Annotated in this window: 26 protein-coding genes; 18 read left to right on the top strand and 8 right to left on the bottom strand. The window is 69.4% G+C overall.

What is annotated here, in order from left to right; all coding sequences use genetic code 11:
• Positions 1 to 160: 160 nt before the first annotated feature.
• From ccoN to ccoS, 8 genes are all read left to right on the top strand, one after another.
• On the top strand, positions 161 to 1771 hold the full coding sequence (gene ccoN, locus AB6A66_RS06385) for a cytochrome-c oxidase, cbb3-type subunit I (protein WP_371055230.1): 1611 nt from the start codon (positions 161 to 163) through the stop codon (positions 1769 to 1771).
• A 13-nt stretch (positions 1772 to 1784) separates the two neighbouring features.
• Positions 1785 to 2510, top strand: coding sequence for a cytochrome-c oxidase, cbb3-type subunit II (gene ccoO / locus AB6A66_RS06380; protein WP_371055229.1), 726 nt, complete (start codon positions 1785 to 1787; stop codon positions 2508 to 2510).
• Positions 2511 to 2519: 9 nt separating this feature from the next.
• Positions 2520 to 2738 (top strand): cbb3-type cytochrome c oxidase subunit 3, encoded by a 219-nt coding sequence (locus tag AB6A66_RS06375; RefSeq protein WP_371055228.1) that lies wholly within the window; start codon positions 2520 to 2522, stop codon positions 2736 to 2738.
• Positions 2735 to 3619: a cytochrome-c oxidase, cbb3-type subunit III gene (gene ccoP / locus AB6A66_RS06370; RefSeq protein WP_371038179.1), complete on the top strand. Its 885-nt coding sequence runs from the start codon at positions 2735 to 2737 to the stop codon at positions 3617 to 3619. The genes AB6A66_RS06375 and ccoP overlap by 4 nt, the downstream gene beginning before the upstream one ends.
• A 483-nt stretch (positions 3620 to 4102) precedes the next feature.
• The gene (locus AB6A66_RS06365; RefSeq protein WP_371055227.1) at positions 4103 to 5656 is read left to right on the top strand and encodes a cytochrome c oxidase accessory protein CcoG; all 1554 of its coding nucleotides are present in this window, start codon (positions 4103 to 4105) and stop codon (positions 5654 to 5656) included.
• The gene (locus tag AB6A66_RS06360; protein WP_371055226.1) at positions 5653 to 6114 is read left to right on the top strand and encodes a FixH family protein; all 462 of its coding nucleotides are present in this window, start codon (positions 5653 to 5655) and stop codon (positions 6112 to 6114) included. The genes AB6A66_RS06365 and AB6A66_RS06360 overlap by 4 nt, the downstream gene beginning before the upstream one ends.
• 4 nt (positions 6115 to 6118) lie before the next feature.
• Positions 6119 to 8314 carry a heavy metal translocating P-type ATPase gene (locus tag AB6A66_RS06355; protein WP_371055225.1) on the top strand — a complete coding sequence of 732 codons (2196 nt, stop codon included), beginning with the start codon at positions 6119 to 6121 and terminating at the stop codon, positions 8312 to 8314.
• Positions 8311 to 8469, top strand: a complete 159-nt coding sequence (gene ccoS, locus AB6A66_RS06350; RefSeq protein WP_371038184.1) for a cbb3-type cytochrome oxidase assembly protein CcoS — start codon at positions 8311 to 8313, stop codon at positions 8467 to 8469. The genes AB6A66_RS06355 and ccoS overlap by 4 nt, the downstream gene beginning before the upstream one ends.
• 17 nt (positions 8470 to 8486) lie before the next feature.
• On the opposite strand, the gene AB6A66_RS06345 is transcribed toward ccoS, so the two are convergent.
• Complete coding sequence (locus AB6A66_RS06345; protein WP_371055224.1) at positions 8487 to 10007, bottom strand: serine hydrolase; 1521 nt, start codon at positions 10005 to 10007, stop codon at positions 8487 to 8489.
• 443 nt (positions 10008 to 10450) lie between these two features.
• On the opposite strand from AB6A66_RS06345, the gene clpS reads away from it, so the two are divergent.
• Genes clpS through AB6A66_RS06330 form a run of 3 tightly spaced genes read left to right on the top strand, consistent with a single transcriptional unit; the run spans position 10451 to position 12635 of the window.
• Positions 10451 to 10801: an ATP-dependent Clp protease adapter ClpS gene (clpS, locus tag AB6A66_RS06340; protein ID WP_371038301.1), complete on the top strand. Its 351-nt coding sequence runs from the start codon at positions 10451 to 10453 to the stop codon at positions 10799 to 10801.
• A gap of 10 nt (positions 10802 to 10811) precedes the next feature.
• On the top strand, positions 10812 to 11813 hold the full coding sequence (locus AB6A66_RS06335; RefSeq protein WP_371055223.1) for a class I SAM-dependent methyltransferase: 1002 nt from the start codon (positions 10812 to 10814) through the stop codon (positions 11811 to 11813).
• A 21-nt stretch (positions 11814 to 11834) separates the two neighbouring features.
• On the top strand, positions 11835 to 12635 hold the full coding sequence (locus tag AB6A66_RS06330) for an SDR family NAD(P)-dependent oxidoreductase (RefSeq protein ID WP_371038187.1): 801 nt from the start codon (positions 11835 to 11837) through the stop codon (positions 12633 to 12635).
• A gap of 159 nt (positions 12636 to 12794) precedes the next feature.
• Here the strand turns inward: AB6A66_RS06330 and AB6A66_RS06325 are convergent, their stop codons facing one another.
• Positions 12795 to 13172 (bottom strand): hypothetical protein, encoded by a 378-nt coding sequence (locus AB6A66_RS06325; RefSeq protein WP_371038188.1) that lies wholly within the window; start codon positions 13170 to 13172, stop codon positions 12795 to 12797.
• A gap of 145 nt (positions 13173 to 13317) precedes the next feature.
• On the opposite strand from AB6A66_RS06325, the gene hemF reads away from it, so the two are divergent.
• The gene (gene hemF / locus AB6A66_RS06320) at positions 13318 to 14199 is read left to right on the top strand and encodes an oxygen-dependent coproporphyrinogen oxidase (protein ID WP_371038302.1); all 882 of its coding nucleotides are present in this window, start codon (positions 13318 to 13320) and stop codon (positions 14197 to 14199) included.
• Between the two features lie 3 nt (positions 14200 to 14202).
• Here hemF and AB6A66_RS06315 read toward each other — a convergent pair whose 3' ends face one another.
• Positions 14203 to 14814, bottom strand: a complete 612-nt coding sequence (locus AB6A66_RS06315; RefSeq protein ID WP_371038189.1) for an exopolysaccharide biosynthesis protein — start codon at positions 14812 to 14814, stop codon at positions 14203 to 14205.
• Between the two features lie 75 nt (positions 14815 to 14889).
• On the bottom strand, positions 14890 to 16077 hold the full coding sequence (locus AB6A66_RS06310; RefSeq protein ID WP_371055222.1) for a lytic murein transglycosylase: 1188 nt from the start codon (positions 16075 to 16077) through the stop codon (positions 14890 to 14892).
• A gap of 216 nt (positions 16078 to 16293) precedes the next feature.
• Here AB6A66_RS06310 and AB6A66_RS06305 point away from each other — a divergent pair, with 216 nt between their 5' ends.
• The gene (locus tag AB6A66_RS06305) at positions 16294 to 16671 is read left to right on the top strand and encodes a response regulator transcription factor (protein WP_371055221.1); all 378 of its coding nucleotides are present in this window, start codon (positions 16294 to 16296) and stop codon (positions 16669 to 16671) included.
• An 11-nt stretch (positions 16672 to 16682) separates the two neighbouring features.
• Here AB6A66_RS06305 and AB6A66_RS06300 read toward each other — a convergent pair whose 3' ends face one another.
• Positions 16683 to 17657 carry a glutathione S-transferase family protein gene (locus AB6A66_RS06300; protein WP_371055220.1) on the bottom strand — a complete coding sequence of 325 codons (975 nt, stop codon included), beginning with the start codon at positions 17655 to 17657 and terminating at the stop codon, positions 16683 to 16685.
• 219 nt (positions 17658 to 17876) lie between these two features.
• Between AB6A66_RS06300 and AB6A66_RS06295 the strand changes: the two genes are divergently transcribed.
• Entirely contained in the window at positions 17877 to 18236 is a 360-nt protein-coding gene (locus AB6A66_RS06295) for a hypothetical protein (RefSeq protein ID WP_371038193.1), read from the top strand.
• A gap of 4 nt (positions 18237 to 18240) precedes the next feature.
• Here the strand turns inward: AB6A66_RS06295 and AB6A66_RS06290 are convergent, their stop codons facing one another.
• The gene (locus tag AB6A66_RS06290) at positions 18241 to 19422 is read right to left on the bottom strand and encodes a MalY/PatB family protein (protein WP_371055219.1); all 1182 of its coding nucleotides are present in this window, start codon (positions 19420 to 19422) and stop codon (positions 18241 to 18243) included.
• A 95-nt stretch (positions 19423 to 19517) separates the two neighbouring features.
• Between AB6A66_RS06290 and def (AB6A66_RS06285) the strand changes: the two genes are divergently transcribed.
• The 4 genes from def (AB6A66_RS06285) to AB6A66_RS06270 are packed head-to-tail and all read left to right on the top strand — an operon-like array spanning position 19518 to position 21689.
• Complete coding sequence (gene def, locus AB6A66_RS06285) at positions 19518 to 20036, top strand: peptide deformylase (protein ID WP_371055218.1); 519 nt, start codon at positions 19518 to 19520, stop codon at positions 20034 to 20036.
• Positions 20033 to 20527: a peptide deformylase gene (def, locus tag AB6A66_RS06280; RefSeq protein WP_371055217.1), complete on the top strand. Its 495-nt coding sequence runs from the start codon at positions 20033 to 20035 to the stop codon at positions 20525 to 20527. Before def (AB6A66_RS06285) ends, def (AB6A66_RS06280) begins: the two co-directional genes overlap by 4 nt.
• Positions 20528 to 20531: 4 nt before the next feature.
• On the top strand, positions 20532 to 21443 hold the full coding sequence (fmt, locus tag AB6A66_RS06275; protein ID WP_371055216.1) for a methionyl-tRNA formyltransferase: 912 nt from the start codon (positions 20532 to 20534) through the stop codon (positions 21441 to 21443).
• Between the two features lie 3 nt (positions 21444 to 21446).
• Entirely contained in the window at positions 21447 to 21689 is a 243-nt protein-coding gene (locus tag AB6A66_RS06270) for a hypothetical protein (protein WP_371055215.1), read from the top strand.
• A gap of 19 nt (positions 21690 to 21708) precedes the next feature.
• Here AB6A66_RS06270 and AB6A66_RS06265 read toward each other — a convergent pair whose 3' ends face one another.
• Both AB6A66_RS06265 and AB6A66_RS06260 read right to left on the bottom strand, forming a co-directional pair.
• Complete coding sequence (locus AB6A66_RS06265) at positions 21709 to 22722, bottom strand: P1 family peptidase (protein ID WP_371055214.1); 1014 nt, start codon at positions 22720 to 22722, stop codon at positions 21709 to 21711.
• Between the two features lie 118 nt (positions 22723 to 22840).
• Positions 22841 to 23587: an SDR family oxidoreductase gene (locus tag AB6A66_RS06260; protein WP_371038200.1), complete on the bottom strand. Its 747-nt coding sequence runs from the start codon at positions 23585 to 23587 to the stop codon at positions 22841 to 22843.
• Positions 23588 to 23675 lie beyond the last annotated feature (88 nt).

The raw sequence follows: 23675 nt of genomic DNA, 5'->3' as shown, positions 1-23675 counted from the left end.
CAGACGGCGTGCGACCTTGATGCGCGTCAACCTTGCCGGCCCAACGCATTGATGCAGATCAAGGCGCGCGGGGCCGCGCCTGTACATGAAAGCTGACACAGACACCCGCCCCCGCGGAGCATGACCCGTGCGGGCAGAACGACCGAAGGGACGACACCTTATGGCGAATTATCTGAAGCTGATCGTGCTCGGCCTGATCACGCTCTTCGCGATGATCGCGGCCAATTTCGCGCGCGACGCGGCCTATCTGGTCCATGCCATCCTGATCATGCTGGTCTCGGGCGGCCTTTTCCTGTGGGTCTTGCGGAACACGGAGGAGGACACCGTAAAGCCCGACCTGTCGGGGCAATACATGGACGGCGTCGTCCGCGCGGGCGTGATCGCAACGGCGTTCTGGGGGATCGTGGGCTTCCTGGTGGGCACCTTCATCGCCTTCCAGCTCGCCTATCCGGGTCTCAATTTCGACTGGGCGGAAGGCTACGCCAACTTCGGCCGCCTGCGCCCGCTGCACACCTCGGCGGTGATCTTCGCCTTCGGCGGCAACGCGTTGATCGCGACCTCGTTCTACGTGGTCCAGCGCACGAGCGCGGCACGGCTCTGGGGCGGTGATCTGGCCTGGTTCGTCTTCTGGGGATACCAGCTCTTCATCGTTCTGGCCGCGACCGGCTACCTTCTCGGCGCCACGCAGTCGCGCGAATACGCCGAGCCCGAGTGGTACACCGACTGGTGGCTGACGATCGTCTGGGTGGTCTATCTCGCTGTGTTCCTCGGCACGATCGTGAAGCGGAAAGAGCCGCACATCTACGTCGCCAACTGGTTCTACCTCAGCTTCATCGTCACCGTCGCGATGCTGCACGTCTTCAACAACCTGTCGGTGCCGGTCTCGATCTTCGGCTCGAAGTCCGTCTCCGCCTTCTCGGGTGTGCAGGACGCGATGACGCAGTGGTGGTACGGCCACAACGCGGTGGGCTTCTTCCTCACCGCCGGCTTCCTCGGCATGATGTACTACTTCATCCCGAAGCAGGCGGAGCGGCCCGTCTTCTCCTACAAGCTCAGCATCATCCACTTCTGGGCGCTGATCTTCATCTACATCTGGGCCGGTCCGCACCACCTGCACTACACCGCGCTGCCCGACTGGGCCTCGACGCTGGGCATGGTATTCTCGATCGTGCTCTGGATGCCCAGCTGGGGCGGCATGATCAACGGCCTGATGACCCTTTCGGGGGCCTGGGACAAGCTGCGCACGGACCCGGTGATCCGGATGATGGTGATCTCGGTCGGCTTCTACGGCATGTCCACCTTCGAGGGGCCGATGATGTCCATCAAGGCCGTGAACTCGCTGTCGCACTACACCGACTGGACGATCGGCCACGTGCACTCGGGCGCGCTCGGCTGGAACGGCATGATCACCTTCGGCGCGCTCTACTTCCTCGTGCCGCGGCTCTGGAACCGCGAGCGGCTCTACTCGCTGAGCCTCGTGTCCTGGCACTTCTGGCTCGCGACCATCGGCATCGTGCTCTACGCCGCGTCGATGTGGGTCACCGGCATCATGGAGGGCCTGATGTGGCGCGAGGTGGACGCGAACGGCTTCCTCGTGAACAGCTTCGCCGACACCGTGGCCGCCAAGTTCCCGATGTACGTGGTCCGGGCTCTGGGCGGGGTGCTCTACCTCTCCGGCGCGATCATCATGTGCTACAATCTCTGGATGACCGTCCGGCGGTCCCCGGCCAAAGAGGCCGCGGGCACCCCGGCGGCCGTCCCGGCCGAATAAGGAGGGCCGAGGCATGGCAATTCTCGACAAGCACAAGATCCTCGAGACCAACGCGACTCTGCTGCTGATCTTCTCGTTCCTGGTCGTGACGGTCGGGGGGCTCGTGCAGATCGTGCCGCTCTTCTACCTCGACAACACGATCGAGGAGGTGGAGGGGATGCGGCCGTACTCGCCGCTCGAGCTTACCGGCCGCGACATCTATGTCCGCGAGGGCTGCTACGTCTGCCACAGCCAGATGATCCGGCCCATGCGCGACGAGGTGGAGCGTTACGGCCACTACAGCCTCGCTGCCGAGTCGATGTACGACCGCCCCTTCCAGTGGGGCTCCAAGCGGACGGGGCCCGACCTCGCCCGCGTGGGCGGGCGCTACTCGGACGACTGGCACGTGGACCACCTGCGCGACCCGCAGTCGGTGGTGCCGGAATCGGTGATGCCCAAATACGATCACCTGGAGCGCACGCTGATCGACGCCCAGTATATCGAGGACCTGCTGGGCACCCACCGGTTCCTGGGCGTTCCCTACACCGACGAGATGATCGAGAACGCGCGCGCCGACTTCAACGCGCAGGCGGATCCGGATGCCGATCACGAGGGGCTGCTGGCGCGCTATCCGAAGGCGCAGACGCGCAATTTCGACGGCCAGCCCGGCATCTCCGAGGCCGACGCGCTGATCGCCTACATGCAGATGCTGGGCACGCTGGTGGACTTCTCCACCTTCACGCCCGACGAAAGCCGCTAGGAGGACGCGATGGAGACCTACTCCGCATTGCGGGGCTTCGCGGACAGCTGGGGTCTCTTGGCGATGTTCGTGTTCTTCATCGCCGTTGTGATCTGGGTGTTCCTGCCCAGCCGCAAGAAGGCGCTGGAGGACAGCAAGACGATTCCCTTCCGCTACGAGGACGCGCCAGCGCCGGACGCCGGCCGCGATGACGACGAACCCGCCGAGAACGAGGAGGCGCGGAAATGAGCAAGTCGCCCAGACAGAAGAAGCACGAGCCGGAAACCACAGGGCACGAATGGGACGGGATCGAGGAATACAACAACCCGCTGCCCCGCTGGTGGCTCTGGATCTTCTATGCGACGATCGTGTGGGCCATCGGCTACACGATCGCCTACCCGGCCTGGCCCGGGATCAACAAGGCGACGCCGGGCCTTCTGGGCTATTCGAGCCGGGCGGAAGTGGCCAAGGAGCTTGCCGAGGCCGAGGCGGCGAACGCGGGCATCAACGAACGGCTCGTCAGCGCGCCGCTCACCGAGATCGGCGACGACCCCGAGCTGCGCCAATACGCGGTGCAGGCCGGCGCGTCGGTGTTCCAGACCTGGTGCGCGCAGTGCCATGGCTCGGGCGCGGCGGGCGTGCAGGCCGCGGGCTATCCCAACCTGCTCGATGATGCGTGGCTCTGGGGCGGCACGATCGAGGACATCCACACCACGATCGCGCACGGCATCCGCAACGAGGACGACCCGAACGCCCGCTGGTCGCAGATGCCGGTCTTCGGAGAGATCCTGTCGGAGGACGAGATCCACCAGGTCACCAACTACGTCATGCAGATGTCCGGCCAGACGCCGCAGGACGCCGCGGCCACCGAAGCCGGCGCCGAGGTCTACGACATCAACTGCTCGGCCTGCCACGGCGCCGAAGGCAATGGCGACAAGTGGCAGGGCGCGCCGGCGCTCAACGACGCGATCTGGCTCTATGGTGGGGATTACGAGACGATCCACGAGACCGTGACCTACTCGCGCTTCGGCGTCATGCCGCCGTGGCAATCGCGCCTCGACGAGCACGAGATCCGCGCCGTGTCGCTTTACGTCCACCAGCTGGGCGGCGGCGAGGATAGCCCCGAGTGACGCGGTAGAGAACACCCGGGGGCATCCCTGCCCCCCGGGCCCAGCGCCGGCATCCCGTCCTGTTCGCGCGTTTCCCGGGATGCCGGCGCGATTTTCCGGCAATGACTGCGGTAGATCGTGATCGGCGCGCCTGCTGACGCGCCGCAGTGCCGCCCGCGTCGGCCTTTGCCCCCTATCGTCCCGATGTCGAAAGTTCCTCTTGGACCCGGGTTCGGCCACGGCGGTCTGAAAGGGCGTCATGCTTGCGCGACCTCGGCACGCCGCTCGTCACCGGCCGGCCTGCGCGGCACGGACCGCAGCATGCCCAAGGCGGCGCTTGCGCCGCGTGTCGCGTGACCTGGTGCCCGACACGACTGCGGCACGAGGCCGCAGCGCAACGCGAATAGGTGGATCACAGATACAGGATTTGATGCAGGTCAAAGCTCGCGCGGCCCCGCCCTGAGACAAGACCGTGACGCATTCCCAGACCGCTGGAGACATTCCGTGAGTTCCACCGACCAAGAGCCCCCCGTCCTTTACGCCGCGCGCGAGCCGATCTTCCCGCGCCGCGTCTCGGGCCGGTTCCGCAACCTCAAATGGATCATCATGGCGGTGACGCTGGGCATCTACTACATCACGCCCTGGATCCGCTGGGACCGTGGCCCGAACCTGCCCGACCAGGCGGTTCTGATCGATCTCGCGAACCGCCGGTTCTTCTTCTTCTGGATCGAGATCTGGCCGCACGAGTTCTATTTCGTCGCCGGTCTGCTGATCATGGCGGGGCTGGGGCTCTTCCTCTTCACCTCCGCGCTCGGGCGCGTCTGGTGCGGCTACACCTGCCCCCAGACGGTCTGGACCGATCTCTTCCTGACCGTGGAGCGCTGGATCGAGGGCGACCGCAACGCCCGGCTGCGCCTGCACAGGCAGAAGAAGCTGGATTTCCGCAAGGCCCGTCTGCGGCTGACGAAATGGGTGACGTGGCTTCTCATCGCGGTGGCCACGGGCGGGGCGTGGGTCTTCTATTTCGCGGATGCGCCGACCCTTCTGGGCAACCTCTTCACGCTCGACGCGCATCCCGCGGCCTACATCACCATCGCGATCCTGACCGGCACGACGTTCCTCTTCGGGGGCTTCGCGCGCGAGCAGATCTGCATCTATGCCTGCCCCTGGCCCCGCATCCAGGCCGCGATGATGGACGAGGAAACGCTGACCGTCGCCTATCGCGCCTGGAGGGGCGAGCCGCGCGGCAAGCACAACGTGCGCCGCGTTTCGGTCAAGGAGGCACAGGCCGCCGAAGAGCAGGCCCAGGCGTCCGGCGAAGGCGCGGTGAAATACGCGCCCACGCCCACGCCCGAAGCGCCCACCGGCACCCGGAGCGAGGACCAGGAGCAGGAGGCCGGCGACTGCATCGACTGCATGGCCTGCGTCAACGTCTGTCCGATGGGCATCGACATCCGCGAGGGCCAGCAGCTCGAATGCATCACCTGTGCGCTGTGCATCGACGCCTGCGACGACGTCATGGAGAAGATCGGCAAACCGCGCGGCCTGATCGACTACATCGCGCTCTCGGACGAGCGGCGAGAGCGCGAGGGGATGGCGCCGCGCCCGGTGTGGAAGCACGTTCTTCGCCCCCGCGTGGTCCTCTACACGACGCTCTGGGCGATGGTGGGCCTCGGCCTCGTCTTCGCGCTCTTCGTTCGCCCCGACATCGAGATGACCGTGGCGCCGGTGCGCAACCCGACCTACGTCACGCTGTCGGACGGATCGGTCCGCAACACCTACGACGTGCGGCTTCTGAACAAGCATGGAGAGGATCGCCCCTTCCGCGTCTCGCTCACGGGCCACCCGCAGCTGCGCATCCAGCTGGAGGGCACGCCCTACGAGACCGTCGAGGTGCCCGCCGACACCACCTTCCTGCAGCGCGTCTACGTCGTCGCGCCGCCGGGATCGGAGCCGGCCACCGCGGAGCGCACCGACTTCCGATTCTGGGTCGAGGATCTCACCAACGCGGAGCGTGCGCATAACGACACGATCTTCTTCGGGAGGGCCTCGGATTGAAACCTGAACGCGAATTCACCGGGCGGCATGCGCTGGCCATCTTCGTCGGCGCCTTCACCATCATCATCGGCGTCAACCTGGCGCTGGCCTGGAACGCGGTCTCGACTTTCCCGGGCCTCGAGGTGAAGAACTCCTACGTCGCGTCGCAGAACTTCGACGCCCGCCGCGAGGCGCAGGAGGCGCTCGGCTGGGACGTCTCGGCCGCCTTCGAGGACGAGACGCTGGTGCTGTCGGTGCGCGATGCGGAGGGCCGGCCGGTGCAACTCGGCCAGCTGGAGACGACCGTGGGCCGGGCCACGCATGTGCGGGACGACTTCACGCCGGAGTTCAGCTTCGACGGGCGCGACTACGTGGCGCGGACCTCGCTCGCGAGCGGCGTCTGGAACCTGCGCATGCGGGCGCAGGCGCTCGACGGCACGCCGTTCGAGCAGCGCATCGAGATCTACGTGCGGGGCTGACCAGGTGAACACCGCGGCCCGCCCCTCGGCCTGTCCCGCATGCAGCGCCGCGCCCGCGGCGGAAGACCTCGCCGCGCGCGCACCCCAGAAGAACGCGCGGATCGCGCTGTCGCTGCCGACGATCCACTGCGCGGGCTGCATCACGACCGTCGAGAAGGGACTTTCGGCACATCCGGGGGTGCATTCCGCCCGGGTGAACCTGACGCTGAAACGCGCCTCCGTGGAGGCCGATCCGGACGTCACCGCCGAGGACCTCACCGGGGTGCTCGACCGGCTCGGCTACGAGGCGCACGAGCTCGATGCCGGCACCCTTTCGGCGACGGAAACCGACCGCGCGGGCCGCGACCTGATGATGCGCCTCGCGGTGGCGGGCTTCGCCTCCATGAACGTGATGCTGCTGTCCATCGCCGTCTGGTCCGGCGCGGAAGGCGTGACGCGCGACCTCTTCCACTGGGTCTCGGCGGCGATCGCGCTTCCGGCCATCGCCTTCTCGGCCCAGCCCTTCTTCCGCAACGCCTGGGCGGCGTTGTCGGCGGGACGGCTCAACATGGACGTGCCGATCTCGCTCGCCATCCTCCTCGCGGTGGTGACGTCCCTGTGGGAGACCTCGCTTTCGGGCGAACATGCCTATTTCGACGCGGCCATCGCGCTCACCTTCTTTCTGCTGGCCGGCCGGTTCCTCGACCACCGCACGCGGGCCGTGGCACGCTCGGCTGCCGAGGAGCTTGCCGCGCTCGAGGTGCCGCGCGCGCTGCGCGTCCGCGACGACGGCGGGACCGAGCAGGTCGCCATCGCCGAGCTTGCCGCCGGCGACCTGGTGCTGGTGCGGCCCGGCGGGCGCATGCCGGTGGACGGCGAGATCGTGGAGGGCGCCTCGGAACTCGACCGCTCGCTCCTCACCGGAGAGACGCTGCCCGTCCGCGCCCAGCCCGGCATGGCGGTCAGCGCGGGCGAGGTGAACCTGACCGGCCCGCTTACCGTGCGCGCCACCGCCGTGGGCGAGGAAAGCTCGCTTCACCGCATGGCCGAACTCGTCGCCGTCGCCGAATCGGGCCGGTCGCGCTACACCTCGCTCGCCGACAAGGCGGCCAAGCTTTACGCGCCCGGCGTTCACATCCTTGCCGCGCTTTCCTTCGCGGGCTGGTTGCTGTGGTCGGGTGATCTGCGCATCTCGCTCAACATCGCGGCGGCAGTGCTGATCATCACATGCCCCTGCGCGCTGGGCCTCGCCGTGCCGGCGGTGACCACCGCGGCCTCCGGGCGCCTTTTCCGCAAGGGGCTTCTGATCAAGAACGCCACCGCGCTCGAGCGTCTGGCGCAGGTGGACACCGTTGTTCTCGACAAGACGGGGACGCTGACCGCGGGCACGCCGGTGCTCACGAATCTCGACGCGCATGAAGGCCAGGACCTCGGACTCGCGCTTGCGCTCGCCGAAGGCTCCGCGCATCCGCTCTCGCGCGCGCTGGCGGAAGCGGCGCGGGCGGCGGGGGTGAAGCCCGCCCCGGGTATCGAGGCGTTGGCCGAGGTGCCCGGCCACGGCACCGAGGCGCGCTGGCAGGGCCGTCGGGTCCGGCTGGGCCGGGCCGACTGGGTCGGGGCCGAGACCGGCGTGACGACCGCAGCCTGGCTGTCGATCGAGGGGCGCGATCCGGTGGCGTTCACCTTCACCGACCGGCTGCGCGAGGGGGCGGAGGCCGCCGTCGACGCGCTGCGTGCGGACGGGATGCGGATCCTGCTCTTCTCGGGCGATTCTGCCGCGCCGGTGCGCGACCTGGCCGACCGGCTGGGGATCGCGGAGTGGGCTGCGGGAATGCGGCCCGAAGACAAGGCCGCGCGGGTCGAGGCGCTTTCGGCCGAGGGCGCGCGGGTGCTCATGATCGGCGACGGGCTCAACGACACGGCCGCGCTTGCCGCGGCGCATGCCTCGATCTCGCCGGCCTCGGCGCTCGACGCCGCGCGCGTCGCCTCCGACATCGTGCTTCTTGGCGGCAACCTGGAGCCGGTGGCGGACGCGATCGCGGTGGCGCGGTCCGCCACGAAGCGGATCCATGAAAACTTCAGCCTGGCGACGATCTACAACGTGATCGCGGTGCCGATCGCGGTGATCGGCTGGGCGACGCCGCTGGTCGCCGCCTTGGCGATGTCCGCCTCGTCGATTACGGTGTCGCTGAACGCATTGCGGCTGAGGGGACGCTCATGAACATCCTCGCCTACCTCATCCCGATCTCGGTGTTCCTGGGGGCCGTGGGCCTCGCCTTCTTCGTCTACACGGTGCGGTCGCGCCAGTACGACGATCCGGAGGGCGACGCGCGGCGCATCCTGTCGGACGAATACGACGACCACCCCAAACCCTGAGCCACGCGCGCCGCGCGTCAGCTGGGCGGGCCGACCATGAAGCAGGTGGTGCCGCGCGCCTGGAGGCGCCGGCAGGCGCGGTCCGCCCCGTCGCGCGTCAGCCCGTGGAAGTTGGCCTCGAAACCGCCGTTGCGCTGCACGACCTTCCGCAGCGCCCCGTCGAGTGTGGACATCTCCGCGAGCGCGGTGGTGAGCAGAACCTTCTCGGCGCTCGTGCGCGTCGGATACCGGCCGAGGTTGACGCCCCATTGCCGCCCGCCCGACGTGGAAAGCCGCGTGACGACGCGGTCTTCCGCGGTCTCCGCCGCGCGCTCGTTCGCGGCGGCGCTGGCAAGTTGCAACGTCTCGGGACGCGTCTCCGGCGGGACGCTCGCCTTCGGCGCGACGCCTGCCGTGGACGCCGCCGCGCCGACGGGTTGGGCGGGCTCTGCCCTGACGGTCTCGGCCACGATCTCGGCGACTTGCTCGTCCGGGTCGCCGACCACCGTGGCGAGCACGTCGCTTACCGAGGCATCCAGCACTTCGGCCACGGCGCTGTCGATCACCTGCGCGCTGGCGACCGCCACCGGGACGGTTTCGGCCGGCCGCGGCCGCGCCATCGGCCGCACCGAGCGCGCGACGAGCCCGCTGACGCGGATTTCCGTGCCGCTGGCGCCGCCGGGGCCGGTATTGCCGAGATAGGGCGGGCGCGCGGGCCGGTGGACCGCGACCCGCGTCGGCGCCCGGGCGAACCCCATGTCGAGCAGTTCGGCCACGCGCTGGTTGCGCCATGCTGTGGAGTGGCCGCCGAAGACCGTCGCGATGATGCGCTCACCGCCCCGCTCGGCGGAGGCCACGAGGTTGAAGCCCGCGGCGCGCGTGTAGCCGGTCTTGATCCCGTCGGCGCCCCTGTAGGCGTCGAGCAGGCGGCGGTTCGTGTTGGGCACGGTCTTGACGCCCGCATGGGTCGAACGGCGGGAGAAGAGATTGTAGTACTCGGGGTAGTCGTAGAAGAGCTGCCGGCCCAGGATCGTCATGTCCCGCGCGGTGGAAAGATGCCCCTCCTGGGTGAGGCCATGGGCGTTCTTGAAGGTGGTGCGCGTCATCCCGATGGCCTTGGCCGTGCGGTTCATGCGCCGCGCGAAGGCGGCCTCGGAGCCCGAGATCGCCTCGGCCAGCGCCGTCGCCGTGTCGTTGCCGGATTTCACGGCGGCCGCGCGGATCAGGTAGCGCAGCTTGATCTTCTGGCCGGCGCGCAGGCCGAGCTTCGAGGGCGGCTCTGCGGCGGCCTTGCGCGAGATCGTCACCAGATCGTCGAGACCGATCTCGCCGTTTTCCACCGCTTCGAACACGACGTAAAGCGTCATCATCTTGGTCAGAGAGGCAGGATGCAGGCGGGTGTCCGCGTTGCGCGAGTGCAGCACTTCGCCGGTGCGCGCGTCCATCACCATCGCCGCATAGGGCGCCGCGGCGGCGCTGAGTGGCACCACCACGACCAACCATACGAACGCAATGAAATACAGGCCCCACCGGGCCGGTTGCCTGCGTACCCGCGCCATCGCTGTCCCGCCTCGTCTGCTCGCGCCGCCGGTTTCCGGCTGGCAATTGTTGTGATGGAAAGTTACCACAGGAAGAACGGCGAATAAAGCGCGACATAGGAACGATTTTTCGGCCTTGAGGGACGCAGGGCGTCCCAAGATGTGGGGCCTGCGCGTTGCGAGGGCGCAATACCTCTCCCCCGGTCCATCGCATGGCGGGTCGAAGCGGCGACCGCGACCAATCGCCCCGCATGTCGCGGCCGTTTTCCCGGCACCGTCATGCAGACAGACGCGAAGCACGAGGCCCCGGGCCTGGCATGAACCGGGCGCGGCGCCGGACATGCCCTGCAACGGCGGGGACCCTTCCGGCCGGAAACCATGATGCTGCCGACCGGACGCCCCCTTTTCAGTGCGCCCCGGTCACTTATATAACCGGGTCGGAAACGATGACGCGAAGCGACACGATGAACACGCCCGCCCGGACATGGACGCTGCAGTCCGACCGCCCCGACGGGGGTGGCACGGGCTCGGACGTCGTCGTCGAGGCCAAGCCCAAGACGAAACGCCCGCCGCTCTACAAGGTCCTGCTGCTGAATGACGACTACACGCCGATGGAATTCGTCGTGCACGTGCTCGAACGCTTCTTCGGCATGAGCCACGCCCAGGCCTTCGAGATCATGCTCACGGTTCACAAGAAGGGCGTCGCCGTGGTGGGCGTCTTCAGCCACGAGATCGCCGAGACGAAGGTGGCGCAGGTCATGGACTTCGCCCGCCGGCATCAGCACCCGCTGCAGTGCACCATGGAAAAGGAATAGGCCGCCCGGGATGGGCGGATCGCGCCTGAGCCTGGCCCTTGGCGGCGGACTGGAGCTGCCCTCCGAGGGGCGGATCGTCGTGCTGGGTCCGCGTGCCGGCATGGATCTCTCGGCGCTGGACCGGGACCGTGTGGATGTGATCCAGCGCTTCCGGCCCGACCACGACGCCTTTGCCGTGGGGGGCTGGAACACGGCGCCAGAGCCGCCCGAGGAGGCCGAGGGGCGTTACGCCGCGGCGATCGTGGTCCTGCCGCGCGCGCGCTCGGAGGGGCGCGACGCACTGGCACGCGCCGAATCGCTGGTGGCGCGCGGCGGCCTGGTGGTCGTCGACGGCCAGAAGACCGACGGTGCCGATGCGCTGCTTCGCGCGCTCAGGGCGCGGGTGGCCGTGGCCGGGCCGATCAACAAGGCGCACGGCAAGCTTTACTGGTTTTCCGCGACGGGGGCGCTTTCGGACTGGCGGGCACCGCCGAGAGAGCAGGTGGAAGGCGGCTTCGTCACCGCGCCGGGGGTCTTTTCCGCCGATGGGCCGGACCCGGGCTCGGTGCTGCTCGCACGGGCGCTGCCCGCGCGCCTGCCCGCGCATCTCGCCGATCTCGGGGCGGGGTGGGGCTGGCTCGCCGCCGCGGCGCTGAGCCGCGACGGGGTGGAGGCGATCGACCTCGTCGAAGCGGACCATCTGGCACTGACCTGCGCGCGAGAGAACATCCGCGATCCCCGAGCGCGCTTTCACTGGGCCGACGCCACCCGCTGGCGTCCCGAAGCGCCCCTTGGCGGCATCGTGATGAACCCGCCCTTCCACGGGGGTCGCGCCGCCGACCCCTCGCTCGGGCGTGCCTTCATCGCCGCCGCCGCGGCCTGCCTCGCGCCCTCCGGACGGCTCTGGCTTGTCGCCAATCGCCACTTGCCCTATGAGACCGCGCTGACGGAGTGTTTCGCGCAGACGGCCGAGACCGGCGGCGACGCGCGTTTCAAGATCCTTGAGGCCGCGCGTCCGCGCCGCCTCCGCTGATCCCCCCCAGGAGCCTTCCCCATGTCCTTTTCCATCGAAGGCAAGACCGCCATCGTCACTGGCGCCGCCAACGGCATCGGTCTTGCGATCGGGCGGCATTTCGCCGACCGCGGCGCGAACGTGATGTTCGCCGACATCGACGAGGCGCGTCTCGCCCACGAGCTGGGCGGGACGGCGGAGGACGGCAACGTCCGATACTTCGCGGGTGATCTGCGAGAGCGCCTGGCCATCGCCAACCTGCTGTCGGCCACGCTCGACAGCTTCGACCGGGTGGACATCCTGGTGAACGGCTCGCGGCAGATGATGGCCTCCGACCCGCTGGACCCCGAGGACACGTCGGTCGAGAAACTCCTCAACCAGAACCTGATGACAAGCCTTCGCCTCAGCCAGTGCGTGGCGCGGCGCATGATCAAGCAGGCGGAGGGCCAGGAGAGCGGGCAGGTGGGCAGCATCGTGAACCTGTCCTCGATCGCAGCACGCCGCACGCATCCCGACCTCATGGCCTACTCGGTATCGAGCGCGGCGCTGGACCAGCTGACCCGGTCGCTTGCCGTGGCGCTCGCGCCATACCGCATCCGGGTGAACGCGGTCGCCTTCGGCTCTGTCATGTCGGCGAGCCTGAAGGGCGCCTTGCAGCAGAACGCGGAATATCGCGAGGACATCGAGGACCACACGCCCCTGTCCCGGATCGCCGCACCGGGCGAGCTTGCCGAAGCCGTGCAGTTCCTGGCCTCCGAGGGGGCGGGCTTCGTGACCGGGCAGATCATGACGGTGGATGGCGGGCGCACGCTGCTCGACCCGGTGGCGGCCCCGGCGCATTGACGAGGCCCCCGCCGGGCCGCCCCGATCGGATCCCGTCAAGGGGGCGTTGCCCGGGCTGATGCGCCTTCGGCCTGATTTGATCCAACTGGCGCGCCTTCGGCCTGGTTTGATCCAACTGGCGCGCCTTCGGCGCGACACCTTCACTAGCGCCGAAGCCGCCTAGCCCTCTGGGTAGGCGGCCTGGCAGGCGCGCACCGCCGCCTCGGTTTCCCGGACAAGCCCCTCGCGCCGTGCCAGCATCGAGTCGAGCTTGCGCCGCTCCGCGTCGAGATCAACGGCGACCGGGGTCCGCACCGTCGTCGGCACCTCGACGGTGCATACGCCGACCGTGCCGTCGGCCAGGCGGCATCCGCGTGTGCGCGTGGTTTCGATCACACGCTCCTCGACCGCGTAGCCGCGGCGGAGCGTCGCGCGCGTCTCGGCGATCAGCCCATCGAGCACGCGAAGATCGCGCGTCGCCTGCGAGATGCAGATGTCTCGCTGCGTGCAGGCCGAAAGCGTCACGAGCGCGACGAGGAAGATCAGCACGAACCGCATTTCGGAACGATAGGCCGGCACGGCGGTCCGCGCAACGCCCGGGCGCGCGAGCGGCGATCAGGGCGGCATCCCGGTTCTGGCCAAGCCGCGCGGGCGCTGCTACGTCTTTGCGGCGACACGGGGAAGAGGGCCGGGAATGACCGCCATGATGGAAAGCGAGAAGGGCCGCGCGAGCGCCTGGTTCCGTGACCTGCGCGACGAGATCGTCGCCGCGTTCGAGGGGCTCGAGGCAAGCCACGACACCGGGCCGCTCTCCGACGCCGCGCCCGCGCGCTTCGAGGTGACCGAGACGCGGCGCTCCTCGGAGGATGGCTCGGACGCGGGCGGGGGCCTGATGAGCGTCATGCGGGGCGGTCGCGTCTTCGAGAAGGTCGGTGTCAACGTATCCACCGTCTACGGCACCCTGGGGCCGGCCGCACAGAAGGCGATGGCGGCCCGGGGCGTGCCGGGCATGGACAGCGATCCGCGTTTCTGGGCGTCCGGGATCAGCCTTGTGGCCCACATGCAGAACCCGCATGTTCCGGCGGTGCACATGAACACGCGGATGTTCTGGACGCCGGGCGCCTGGTGGTTCGGCGGCGGGTCGGACCTCAATCCCTGCATCGAGTACGCGGAGGATACCCGGCACTTCCACGCCACGCAGCAGGCGCATCTCGCGCCGCACGGCGAGGACCTTTACGATGAGCTGAAGGCCTGGGCGGACGAGTATTTCTACATCCCCCACCGGAACCGTGCGCGCGGCGTAGGCGGAATCTTCATGGACGACCGCAACTCCGGCGACTGGGAGGCCGATTTCGCGCTGACGCAGGACATCGGTCGCGCCTTCCTGCCGGCCTTCGTGCCGCTGGTCGAGCGCCGCCGCGTCATGCCGTGGAGCGATGAGGACAAGGAGGCGCAGCTTGTCCATCGCGGGCTCTACGCGGAATACAACCTCGTCTATGACCGGGGCACCAAGTTCGGTCTGGCCACGGGGCACGACGCCAACGCGGTGCTCATGAGCCTGCCGCCGATGGCGAAGTGGATCTGAGGCTCAGACGAGCCCGATCCACAGCGCCAGCGGGATCATCGGCGCGATGGCGAAGACGCCGAGCCCGGCGAGCGCGAAAAGCCCGTCGCGCGTCAGGAACGCCGCCGAGATCAGGACCACCGACAGGCCGAGGACGGAGGAGGAAAACGGCACAAGCTCCAGGAACGGCATGGCAAGCCCGGCGCAGAGACAGATCAGCGTGAACAGGCTTGCCATGGGCTGTACCGTCAGCAGCCGCAGCCGGGTGCCGGTGTTCCGGTCGATCCATTGCCCGATGCGCGCGATGCGCGTAAGCGCGGCACGCAGGCGGCCGCCGGCCACCGCGCGCTTGCGCAGCCCTCGCGGCAGCCAGACATACCGGCGCCGCACGAGCATCTGGGCCGAGACGACGGCGATCGTCAGTCCGCAGATCGACGAGAAGAGCGGAATCCCCGACAGTGGCGAAAAGACCAGAAGCGCCGGCAGCATCAGCGCCGGAACAAAACTCGCCTGGCCGAAGGATTCCAGGATGTCGCCCAGCGACACGCGCTCACGCTGCGAGAGCACCTCGAGCCGCGCGAGGATCTCGCGGATTGTGATCGGATCGGGATCCCGGGGAAGCTCAAGCTCGCCCATGCGGCCTCTGGAAGGGATGCGCCCCGACGGGCACGCCGCAGAGATAGGTGGGCGCCGCGCTGACTGCAATCCGCCTCACAGACGATCCAGCAGCGCGGGCGTCGGCCAGCCATCGGCGGGAAGCCCGAGGCGCGCCTGCACCTCGCGCACGGCGATCCGCGTCTTCGCCCCGAGGATGCCGTCCACCCCGCCCACGTCGTGGCCCATCCCGGCGAGCTTGCGCTGAAGCGCCTTCATCCGATCGCCGGAAAGACCGGGTTCCGGCGTGCCCGCGTCATAGACCGGCGCGCCCTCGAGCCGGGTGGCGAAATAGGCGGCGGTCGTCACGTAGACGAAGCTCTGGTTCCACTCGAAAAGCACATTGAAATTCGGATAGGCGAGGAATATCGGCCCGAGCCGGCCCTGCGGCGCGATCACCGACGCCTGAAGCGCGCCGGGGCCGAGCGGAGCGTTGCGCCCGCGCACGCCGAGCGCCGCCCACTCCGAAACCGGCCGCGTGCCCTCCAGCCCCGAAAGCGCCCAGTCGAAGCCCCGAGGCACCGTGATCTCCTGCAGCCAGGGCTCGTTCGCGCGCCAGCCCAGGCTTTCGAGCATCTTCGCCCCGGAAAGGAGCGCGTCGGGCGGCGAGGTCTTGAGAGAGACGCGGCCATCGCCGTCGCCGTCCGTCCCATGTTCCAGGATGTCCCGCGGCAGCATCTGCACCATGCCGATCTCGCCCGCCCAAGCGCCCGTCGTGCCGTCGGGATCGAGGTCGCCCTGCGCGTAGAGTTCGATCGCCGCGAAGACCTGCGGCCGGAAAAGCCCCGGCCGGCGACAGTCGTGCGACAGCGTCACCAGCGCGTCGCGCGTGTTGTAATCGCCCTGCACCGCGCCGTAATCGGTCTCGAACGCCCAGAAGGACAGCAGGATGCCGCGCGGCACCCCGATCTCGCGTTCGATCCTGTCGAAGACCGCGGCATGGCGCTGGGCGTTGCGGCGTCCGTTCTCTATCCGGTTCTGGCTGATGAGGCGGCGCGAGAACTCCACGAAGGGCAGTTGGAAGACGCCCTGCCGTCGGTCGGCGCGGATCACGTCCGGATCCTGGCGGACATTCGCGAAGAACCGCTCCACGGTGGCGGGATCGAGGCCGCGGCGCTCAGCCTCGCGCTTCAGGCCGTCCACGAAGTCCGGGAACGGGCCGCCGCAGGGCGCGGATTGCGCCGTCGCGGCCCCGGCGGTGTGAAGGAAGATCAGCAAGGCCCAAAGGATCGCCGCGCCGCGCATGATGATACCCTAAACTGGTTTCCACGGGGGCAGGCTAGCAGGCGCAGCCGGGGGAGCAAGGCTGGCCCGCGCCACTCCTGCCGGCCGAATCTTGCCGGTCGGGCCGGGAAGCGTCCGAAATTCCACCCGGCGCGTCGCGTTTGACTTAAGGTAAGGAGGGGAGGGGCGTTTGCGGGCGGCGCGAGGCGCGGGCCCGGCGTTGTAACGGGGGCTCGCATGCGCGTTCTGATCGTGGAGAGTAACCCCGATCTGGGCGAACTCTGGCAACGCCACCTGCACCGCCAGGGCGCGGAGGTCGGGCGCGCGGCGGCCGAGGACGACGCGATCGCCCTTCTTCAGCAGGCGGACTGGCAGGTGATCGTGCTGGACCTCGTGCTCGACCAGGGCAGCGCCTTCGCCGTGGCCGACTTCGCCAGCTACCGTGTCCCGGACGCCAAGGTGATCTTCGTTACCAACACGCGCTTCTTCTCCGACGGCTCCATCTTCGGACTTTGCTCGAACGCCTGCGCGTATATCCAGAGTGCGACCCCGCCCGAGGACCTTGCGGCGATGGTGGAGCATTACGGCTCCACCCCGCCATCCCCGCCGCCCTGAACCCCGGCCCGTCAGCCGCGCCCGTGCGGCGCCTCGAGGTCGAGAACGGGCCCGATGGGCACGATGCGGTGCGGATTGATGGTCTCGTGGCTGTAGTGGTAGTGGCGCATGATGTGCTCGAGGTTCACCGTCTCGGCCACGCCCGGCCACTGGTAGAGTTCACGCGTGTAGCCCCAGAGATTGGGGTAGTCCACGATCCGGCGCCGGTTGCACTTGAAGTGCCCGTGATACACCGAATCGAAGCGGATCAGCGTGGTGAAGAGCCGCCAGTCGGCCTCGGTGACACGCGCGCCCATCAGGTAACGGCTGCCGCCGAGGCGGTCCTCGATCCAGTCGAGCGTTTCGAAGAGGGGATGCACCGCCGCCTCGTAGGCGTCCTGCGTCGTCGCGAAGCCGGATTTGTAGACCCCGTTGTTCACGGTGTCATAGATGCGCGCGTTCACGGGCTCGATGGCCTCGCGCAGGTCCTCAGGCCAGTAATCGTCGGCATTCCCGGTAATCCCGTCGAAGGCGGAATTGAACATGCGGATGATCTCGGCCGATTCGTTCGACACGATCGTCTCGCTCTGCCGATCCCACAGGATCGGCACGGTGACGCGGCCGCTGACATCCGGCTTCGCCTTCACGTAAAGGTCACGGGCGTAGGGCAGGCCGTAAAGCCGGTCGCCGGTCGCGCCGGGAAAGCCCGTGTCGAAGGTCCAGCCGTCCGACAGCATGTCGGGATGGACCACCGAGACGCCGATGTGGTCTTCCAGCCCCTTCAGCTTGCGGAAGATCAGCGTCCGGTGCGCCCATGGGCAGGCGAGGCTGACATAGAGATGGTAGCGCCCGCTCTCGGCGGAAAAGCCGCCTTCGCCGGAGGGGCCCGGCGCCCCATCGGGCGTGACCCAGTTCCTGAATTTCGAATCGGAGCGCACGAAGGCGCCCCCCGTCTTGCTGGTGTCGTACCACCGGTCGTGCCATTCGCCGTCGACAAGAAGGCCCATGCCGCTTTCCTTTCCTCGTTCAGCCAGAGATAGCCATCCTGCGCCGGCATGAAAGCGCGGAGGGTGCGCACCCGCCCTGCGGCATCGCACAGAGCCTTCGGCGCGGGGCGCGGACGCGACATCCTCGCGCAGCTTCGGCATCCGCCGCGCCCCCGGTTTCACTTGATTTTCATCTTTTTTGCGGACCTTCTTGTCGTAAGGGAAAGCGGAAAGCGGATCATGTCCACCTACGTCTCGGCGGAACTGCAAGCGGGTCTCGATGCCGCGCGGTCGATGCGCGCGCGCCGCCGCACCCGCCTCAGGGTGGAAGGGGGCGGGGCCAGCCACGCCGTGCTTCGGATCTGGGAGGGCGGGTTCGTTCTCGACGCGGGCGAAGCGCCGCGTCTGCGCGGCCTCGTCGATCTTTACGACGGCGCGCGCCATCTCGGGCGGTGCCTCGTGGTGACCTCCGCCGAGGAGGGGGGCGAGCGCCGCTACGAGTTCAAGCGGCCGATCGCGGCCCCCGGCGGCGTGGCGCTCGACTTCGCTCGGGACGAGGCCGCGCCCGCCGGGCTGATCGCCGACGCGCGCGAGGGCTGAGGCGTCACTGAAGGTCGGCGAAGGCCGACCGAAGCCGCGAGACCGCCTCTTCGACGCGGGCGCGCGGGGTCGCGATGTTGAAGCGAAGCCAGCTTTCGCCGCCCTTGCCGAAGGTCGGCCCATGATTCGCGGCGATCCGCGCGTCCTTCTCGACGCGGGCCGTAATCTCCTCGCCCGGCATCCCGGTGCCCGAGAAATCCACCCATGACAGATAGGTGGCCTCGAGCGGCATGGACGAGAGCCCCGGGATCTCCGCGATGCCGGCATCGAAGATGCGGCGATTGCCGTCGAGATAGGCCATGAGCGCATTCACCCAGGCTGCGCCCTCCGGCGAATAGGCCGCGGTGGCCATGTGCAGCCCGAAGGCGTTCGGGCTGATCCCGAGCGCGGCCATCCGCGCCGCGAAGCGCGCCCGCAGCGCCTCGTCGGGCACGATGACGTTGCCGAGATGCGCGCCCGCGATGTTGAAGGTCTTGGTGGTGGCGGTCATCATCACGAGCCGGTCGAGGATATCCGGCGCCGCCACGGTCATGGGCAGGTGCCGCGGCGCGCCGGGATAGACGAGGTCGTGATGGATCTCGTCCGACACCATGATCAGGTCGTGGCGCCGCGCGAACTCGGCCACGCCGCGCAGCTCCTCCGCGCTCCAGACCCGCCCGCCCGGATTGTGCGGCGAACAGAACACGAGCATGCGCTCGTCGCCCGTCATCTGCGCGTCCCAGGCGTCGAAATCGAGGACGTAGCGCCCGTCCTCGACTGGCATCTCGCATTCCGCGACGCGGCGCCCGGCGGCGCGGATCACCCGCGCGAAGGCGTGGTAGACGGGGGTGAAGAGCACCACGGCGTCGCCCGGTTGCGTGTAGGCGTCGACGCAAAGGCCCGTGCCGTTCACCAGCCCGTGGGTGGTGAAGATCCACTCGGGCGCGACATCCCAGCCATGGCGTTCCCGCATCCACCACCGGATCGCGTCGAGATAGTCCGTGTCATCGCCGAAATAGCCGTAGATCCCGTGATCTACCATCCGCGCCAGCGCCCAGGTGACGCCCGGGGGCGGGCGGAAATCCATGTCCGCAACCCACATCGCCAGCCCGTCTTCCGCCGGCACGCCGTAGAGGCGCTCCATCTTGTCCCATTTCTGCGAATGGGTCCCACGGCGCTCGATCACCTCGTCGAAGTCGAAATCCATCTGCTCCCTCCGGTTCGGCGCGCGACGCTAGACGAAAGCGCGCGGGGCGCAAGGGGGCGTTGCGCACGGTCACGCGCTCGCTTATCTCAACGGCCATGAAACGGCCCATCCTGATCCACCCCGACCCGCGCCTCAAGAAGGTCAGCGCGGCGGTCGACGACATCACCGACGCGCGCCGGCAGCTGGCCGAGGACATGCTCGAGACCATGTACGACGCGCCCGGCATCGGCCTTGCCGCGCCGCAGGTCGGCGTGCTCGAGCGGCTTGTCGTGCTAGACTGCGCCAAGCGCGAGGGGGAGGAGCCGCGCCCGCTGGCGATGTTCAACCCCGAGATCTTGGCCGCCTCGGACGAGCTCAACACCTACGAGGAGGGATGCCTGTCGATCCCCGAGCAGTTCGCCGACGTGACCCGCCCGGCCGAGGTGCAGGTGCGCTGGATGGACGTGGACGGCGCGCTGCGCGAGGAAGGCTTCGGCGGGCTCTGGGCCACATGCCTCCAGCACGAGATCGACCATCTGAACGGGAAGCTCTTCATCGACTATCTCGGTCCGATGAAGCGGCAGATGATCACCCGCAGGATGGTCAAGCTGAAGCGCGAGCAGGCCCGCGCGTGAGCGCGCGGACGATCCTGCGCTGGCCCGACCCGCGGCTCCGCCGCCCGGCCGCGTCGGTGGAGGCGGTGACCGACGAGATCCGCGGCCTCTGGGACGAGATGATCCGGGTGATGGACGCCATGCCGGGTGTGGGCCTCGCGGCGCCGCAACTTGGGGTCGATCTGCGCCTCGCCGTGGTGGATGCGAGCCGCGAGCGCGGCCGCGCCCTGCGCCTGGCCAACCCCGAGATTCTCGAGGCCTCCGCGGAGCTGGCCGAGCACGAGGAGGCGAGCCCCTGCCTGCCCGGCGTCTCGGCGCGGGTGACACGTCCCGCGACGGTCACCGTGCGCTTCCTGAACGAGCACGGGCAGATCGACCGGCGCGACCTCGAAGGGCTCTGGGCGGTCTCGGTCCAGCACCAGATCGACCATCTCGACGGGCGCTTGTATTTTGACCGGCTGAGCCGCGTGAAGCGCGACATGCTGCTCCGCCGCGCGAAAAAGGCGGGGTAGGGCGGTGCGGATTGTCTTCATGGGCACGCCGGATTTCGCGGCCGAGGCGCTTTCGGCGCTCGCCGATGCGGGCCACGAGATCGCCGCCGTCTACACCCAGCCGCCGCGCCCCGCGGGACGGGGAAAGAAGCCGCGCCCCGCGCCCGTGCAGGCGCTGGCCGAGCGCCTCGGCCTGCCCGTCCGCCATCCCGAAAGCCTGCGGAGCGCCGAGGCGCAGGCCGCCTTCGCCGCGCTCGCGCCGGAGGTCGCGGTCGTCGCCGCCTACGGCCTGATCCTGCCCCAGCCGATCCTGGAGGCCCCCGCGCGGGGGTGCCTGAACATCCATGCCTCGCTTCTTCCGCGCTGGCGGGGGGCCGCGCCGATCCAGCGCGCGATCATGGTGGGCGACACGGAGACGGGCATCTGCATCATGCAGATGGAGGCGGGGCTCGACACCGGGCCGGTGCTCCTGCGCCGCGCGACGCCCATCGGGCCGGAGGAGACCGCCGGCGCGCTGCACGACCGTCTCGCCCGGCTCGGCGCGGAGGCGATCGTGGAGGCGCTCGACCGCCTCGACACCCTGACCCCGGAGCCGCAGCCCGAGGCGGGGGTTACCTACGCGTCGAAGATCGACAAGGCCGAGGCCGTGGTGGACTGGACGCGCCCGGCCGAGGAGGTCGCGCGGCGCATCCGCGGCCTTTCGCCCTTCCCGGGCGCCTGGACGCGGATCGCCGGCGAGCGGGTGAAACTGCTCGGCGCGCGTGTGGAGGCGGGCGCCGGCGCCCCGGGCCGCGCGCTCGACGATCGCCTCGCCGTGGCCTGCGGCGACGGCGCCGTGCGGATCACCCGGCTTCAGCGCGAGGGCCGGGGCCCGCAGGAGGCGGACGCCTTCCTGCGCGGCATGCCGGTGCCCGCGGGCACGCAACTTGGAGGCTAGGCCATGTTCCCGGCACTGATCGGCACCGTCGTCATAGCGGGGCTCGTGGGCTACCTGTCCGAGCGGACGGGCTTCACACGGAACGGCATCCTGCAAAGCGTGATCATCTGCGTGGGCGGGGCATTCCTGTTCTATTTCGTGCGGATCATGTTCGGCGTGAGCTTCGGCCCGCCGGGCATGGATGCGATCCTGAGTTCCGTGGGCGCGCTCGTCATCGTGCCGACGCACTGGCGGCCCCGGCGCTGACGCGGCGCGCGGCCGGGCGTCAGCCCGCCGCGTTCCCGGCGCGCCAGGCGGGCAGAAGGTCGCCCGGCTCGGGCCGCGCCTCGTAAACCGCCCGGGCGATCGCCCGGGCGAGGCAGAGCGCGGCGGCGTGGCCGATCTCTGCAAGTCCCGGCCCGTGGCCGCTGAGCGTGCGCGCGCCCGTGGCGACGGCGAAGACGAGATCGCCATCGTTGGGCGTGTGCGCGGGCACCACGGCGCGGGCGATGCCGTCATGGGCCGCCACCGCCACGCGATGCGCCTCTGGCTTGGTGAGCGCAGCGTCGGTGGCGACGACCGCGATGGTGGTGTTGGCCCCGGCCTGCGCCGCGAAGGCGCTGTGCTTTCGGCTTTCGAGGCTGCGCCCGAGCCCGGGCCGCGGATCCGGGCCGAGCCCGCCGAACTCGTCGCCGATCTCGAAGGGCGCGGCCCAGAAATGCCGCTCGCCCGGCGTCGTGGCGCTGCCGATGGGATTGGCGGCCACCAGTGCGCCCACGGTCACGCCATTTGTGAGCATGAGCGAGGCGGAGCCGAGCCCGCCCTTCAGCATGCCCGTGAGCGCGCCGGTCCCCGCCCCCGCGGTGCCGAGCGCGAAGTCGGCCGAGGCGGCCTCGAGGGCGGCGCGCCCGAGCGCCGGGTAGGGGGTCTCCTCCCACGCCGTGTCGCCCCCGTTCAGCAGGTCGAAAAGGATGGCGGCAGGCACGATGGGCACGCGCACGGGCCCCACGGCGAAGCCGCGCCCCGCGGCGCGGAGCCCGTCCACGACTCCGTCCGCCGCGGCGAGCCCGAAGGCAGAGCCGCCCGCGAGCACCAGCGCGTCCACCGCCTGCACCGTGCGGTCGGGCGCGAGGAGATCCGTCTCGCGCGTGCCGGGCGCGCCCCCCATCACCGCGACCGAGGCGGTGAGCGGCGCGTCGGCGGTCAGCACCGTCACGCCTGACCGCAGCGCGGTATCCTGCGCGTTGCCCACCCGGAGACCGGGGACGTCGGTGATCAGGTTGCGCGCGCCGGGTTCCATCGTATCTCCGAAATGTGCGGGCTGCGCCCGCGCGCCTTCAGTGGCGCGCGCCGCGGGCGCGCGCGGGCCTCCGGCGGGAGTATTTCCGCCAAGAAGACGCGGGCGCAAGGGCCGTGGCTCAGATGCAGCGCCCGCCGTCCACCTCCATCGCCACGCCGGTGATCATAGACGCCTCGTCCGAGCACAGGAAAGCGGCGGCCGCCCCCATGTCCCCGGGCGTGGAGAAGCGCCCCATCGGGATGGTGGCGAGGAAGCGCGCGCGCATCTCCGGCGTGTCCTCGCCCATGAAGGACCTGAGAAGCGGCGTCTCGCCGGCCACGGGGTTGAGCGCGTTCACGCGGACGCCGTGGGGCGCAAGCTCGATCGCCATGGCCTTCGTGGCGGTGATCATCCAGCCTTTGGAGGCGTTGTACCAGTTGAGACGGGGGCGCGGCGAGACGCCCGCGGTGGAGGCGATGTTGAGGATCGCGCCCGCGCCTTGCGCCTTCATCGCCGGGACGAGCGCGCGCGCGGTCAGGTAGACCGACTTGCAGTTCACGGCGAAGACGCGGTCGAAATCGGCCTCGCTCACCTCTTCCATGGGCGCGGGCAGATGGGTGACGCCCGCATTGTTCACGAGGATGTCGAGGCCCCCGAAGGCGACCTGCGCGGTCTCCGCCATCGCGGCCACGCTCTTGCCGTCCGAGACGTCCACCCGGCAGGGCAGCGCCGCGTCCCCGATCTCCGCCGCCATCGCCTTTGCGCCCGCGCCGTCGAGATCGGCCACGAGCACGCGCGCGCCCTCGGCCGCGAAGCGCCGCGCGATCCCCGCGCCGAAGCCCGAGGCGGCCCCGGTGACGATGGCGGTCTTGCCTGCCAGTCTCAAGGTCGTCCCTCCCTTGCAACACAGAGTGCAGGAAACCGGGCGACGCGCAAGGAGGGGCGATGCGCCAGGTCGATTTCCGGGTCTTCCC

Origin of the sequence: Rhodosalinus sp. K401, from assembly GCF_041365735.1 — a bacterium.
Classification (GTDB): domain Bacteria; phylum Pseudomonadota; class Alphaproteobacteria; order Rhodobacterales; family Rhodobacteraceae; genus Rhodosalinus.
This window is presented reverse-complemented; position numbering and strand designations above follow the sequence as displayed.

Excerpts from the sequence above, each read along its gene's own strand:
- ccoS (WP_371038184.1), top strand. The coding sequence starts at position 8,311 with ATGAACATCCTCGCCTACCTCATCCCGATCTCGGTGTTCCTGGGGGCC.
- ccoO (WP_371055229.1), top strand. The coding sequence starts at position 1,785 with ATGGCAATTCTCGACAAGCACAAGATCCTCGAGACCAACGCGACTCTG.
- AB6A66_RS06375 (WP_371055228.1), top strand. The coding sequence starts at position 2,520 with ATGGAGACCTACTCCGCATTGCGGGGCTTCGCGGACAGCTGGGGTCTC.
- AB6A66_RS06265 (WP_371055214.1), bottom strand. The coding sequence starts at position 22,722 with ATGGAACCCGGCGCGCGCAACCTGATCACCGACGTCCCCGGTCTCCGG.
- ccoP (WP_371038179.1), top strand. The coding sequence starts at position 2,735 with ATGAGCAAGTCGCCCAGACAGAAGAAGCACGAGCCGGAAACCACAGGG.
- AB6A66_RS06305 (WP_371055221.1), top strand. The coding sequence starts at position 16,294 with ATGCGCGTTCTGATCGTGGAGAGTAACCCCGATCTGGGCGAACTCTGG.
- def (WP_371055218.1), top strand. The coding sequence starts at position 19,518 with ATGAAACGGCCCATCCTGATCCACCCCGACCCGCGCCTCAAGAAGGTC.
- AB6A66_RS06290 (WP_371055219.1), bottom strand. The coding sequence starts at position 19,422 with ATGGATTTCGACTTCGACGAGGTGATCGAGCGCCGTGGGACCCATTCG.
- ccoN (WP_371055230.1), top strand. The coding sequence starts at position 161 with ATGGCGAATTATCTGAAGCTGATCGTGCTCGGCCTGATCACGCTCTTC.
- AB6A66_RS06325 (WP_371038188.1), bottom strand. The coding sequence starts at position 13,172 with ATGCGGTTCGTGCTGATCTTCCTCGTCGCGCTCGTGACGCTTTCGGCC.
- AB6A66_RS06335 (WP_371055223.1), top strand. The coding sequence starts at position 10,812 with ATGGGCGGATCGCGCCTGAGCCTGGCCCTTGGCGGCGGACTGGAGCTG.
- AB6A66_RS06315 (WP_371038189.1), bottom strand. The coding sequence starts at position 14,814 with ATGGGCGAGCTTGAGCTTCCCCGGGATCCCGATCCGATCACAATCCGC.
- AB6A66_RS06295 (WP_371038193.1), top strand. The coding sequence starts at position 17,877 with ATGTCCACCTACGTCTCGGCGGAACTGCAAGCGGGTCTCGATGCCGCG.
- AB6A66_RS06300 (WP_371055220.1), bottom strand. The coding sequence starts at position 17,657 with ATGGGCCTTCTTGTCGACGGCGAATGGCACGACCGGTGGTACGACACC.
- AB6A66_RS06330 (WP_371038187.1), top strand. The coding sequence starts at position 11,835 with ATGTCCTTTTCCATCGAAGGCAAGACCGCCATCGTCACTGGCGCCGCC.
- AB6A66_RS06310 (WP_371055222.1), bottom strand. The coding sequence starts at position 16,077 with ATGCGCGGCGCGGCGATCCTTTGGGCCTTGCTGATCTTCCTTCACACC.
- AB6A66_RS06345 (WP_371055224.1), bottom strand. The coding sequence starts at position 10,007 with ATGGCGCGGGTACGCAGGCAACCGGCCCGGTGGGGCCTGTATTTCATT.
- clpS (WP_371038301.1), top strand. The coding sequence starts at position 10,451 with ATGAACACGCCCGCCCGGACATGGACGCTGCAGTCCGACCGCCCCGAC.
- AB6A66_RS06270 (WP_371055215.1), top strand. The coding sequence starts at position 21,447 with ATGTTCCCGGCACTGATCGGCACCGTCGTCATAGCGGGGCTCGTGGGC.
- hemF (WP_371038302.1), top strand. The coding sequence starts at position 13,318 with ATGATGGAAAGCGAGAAGGGCCGCGCGAGCGCCTGGTTCCGTGACCTG.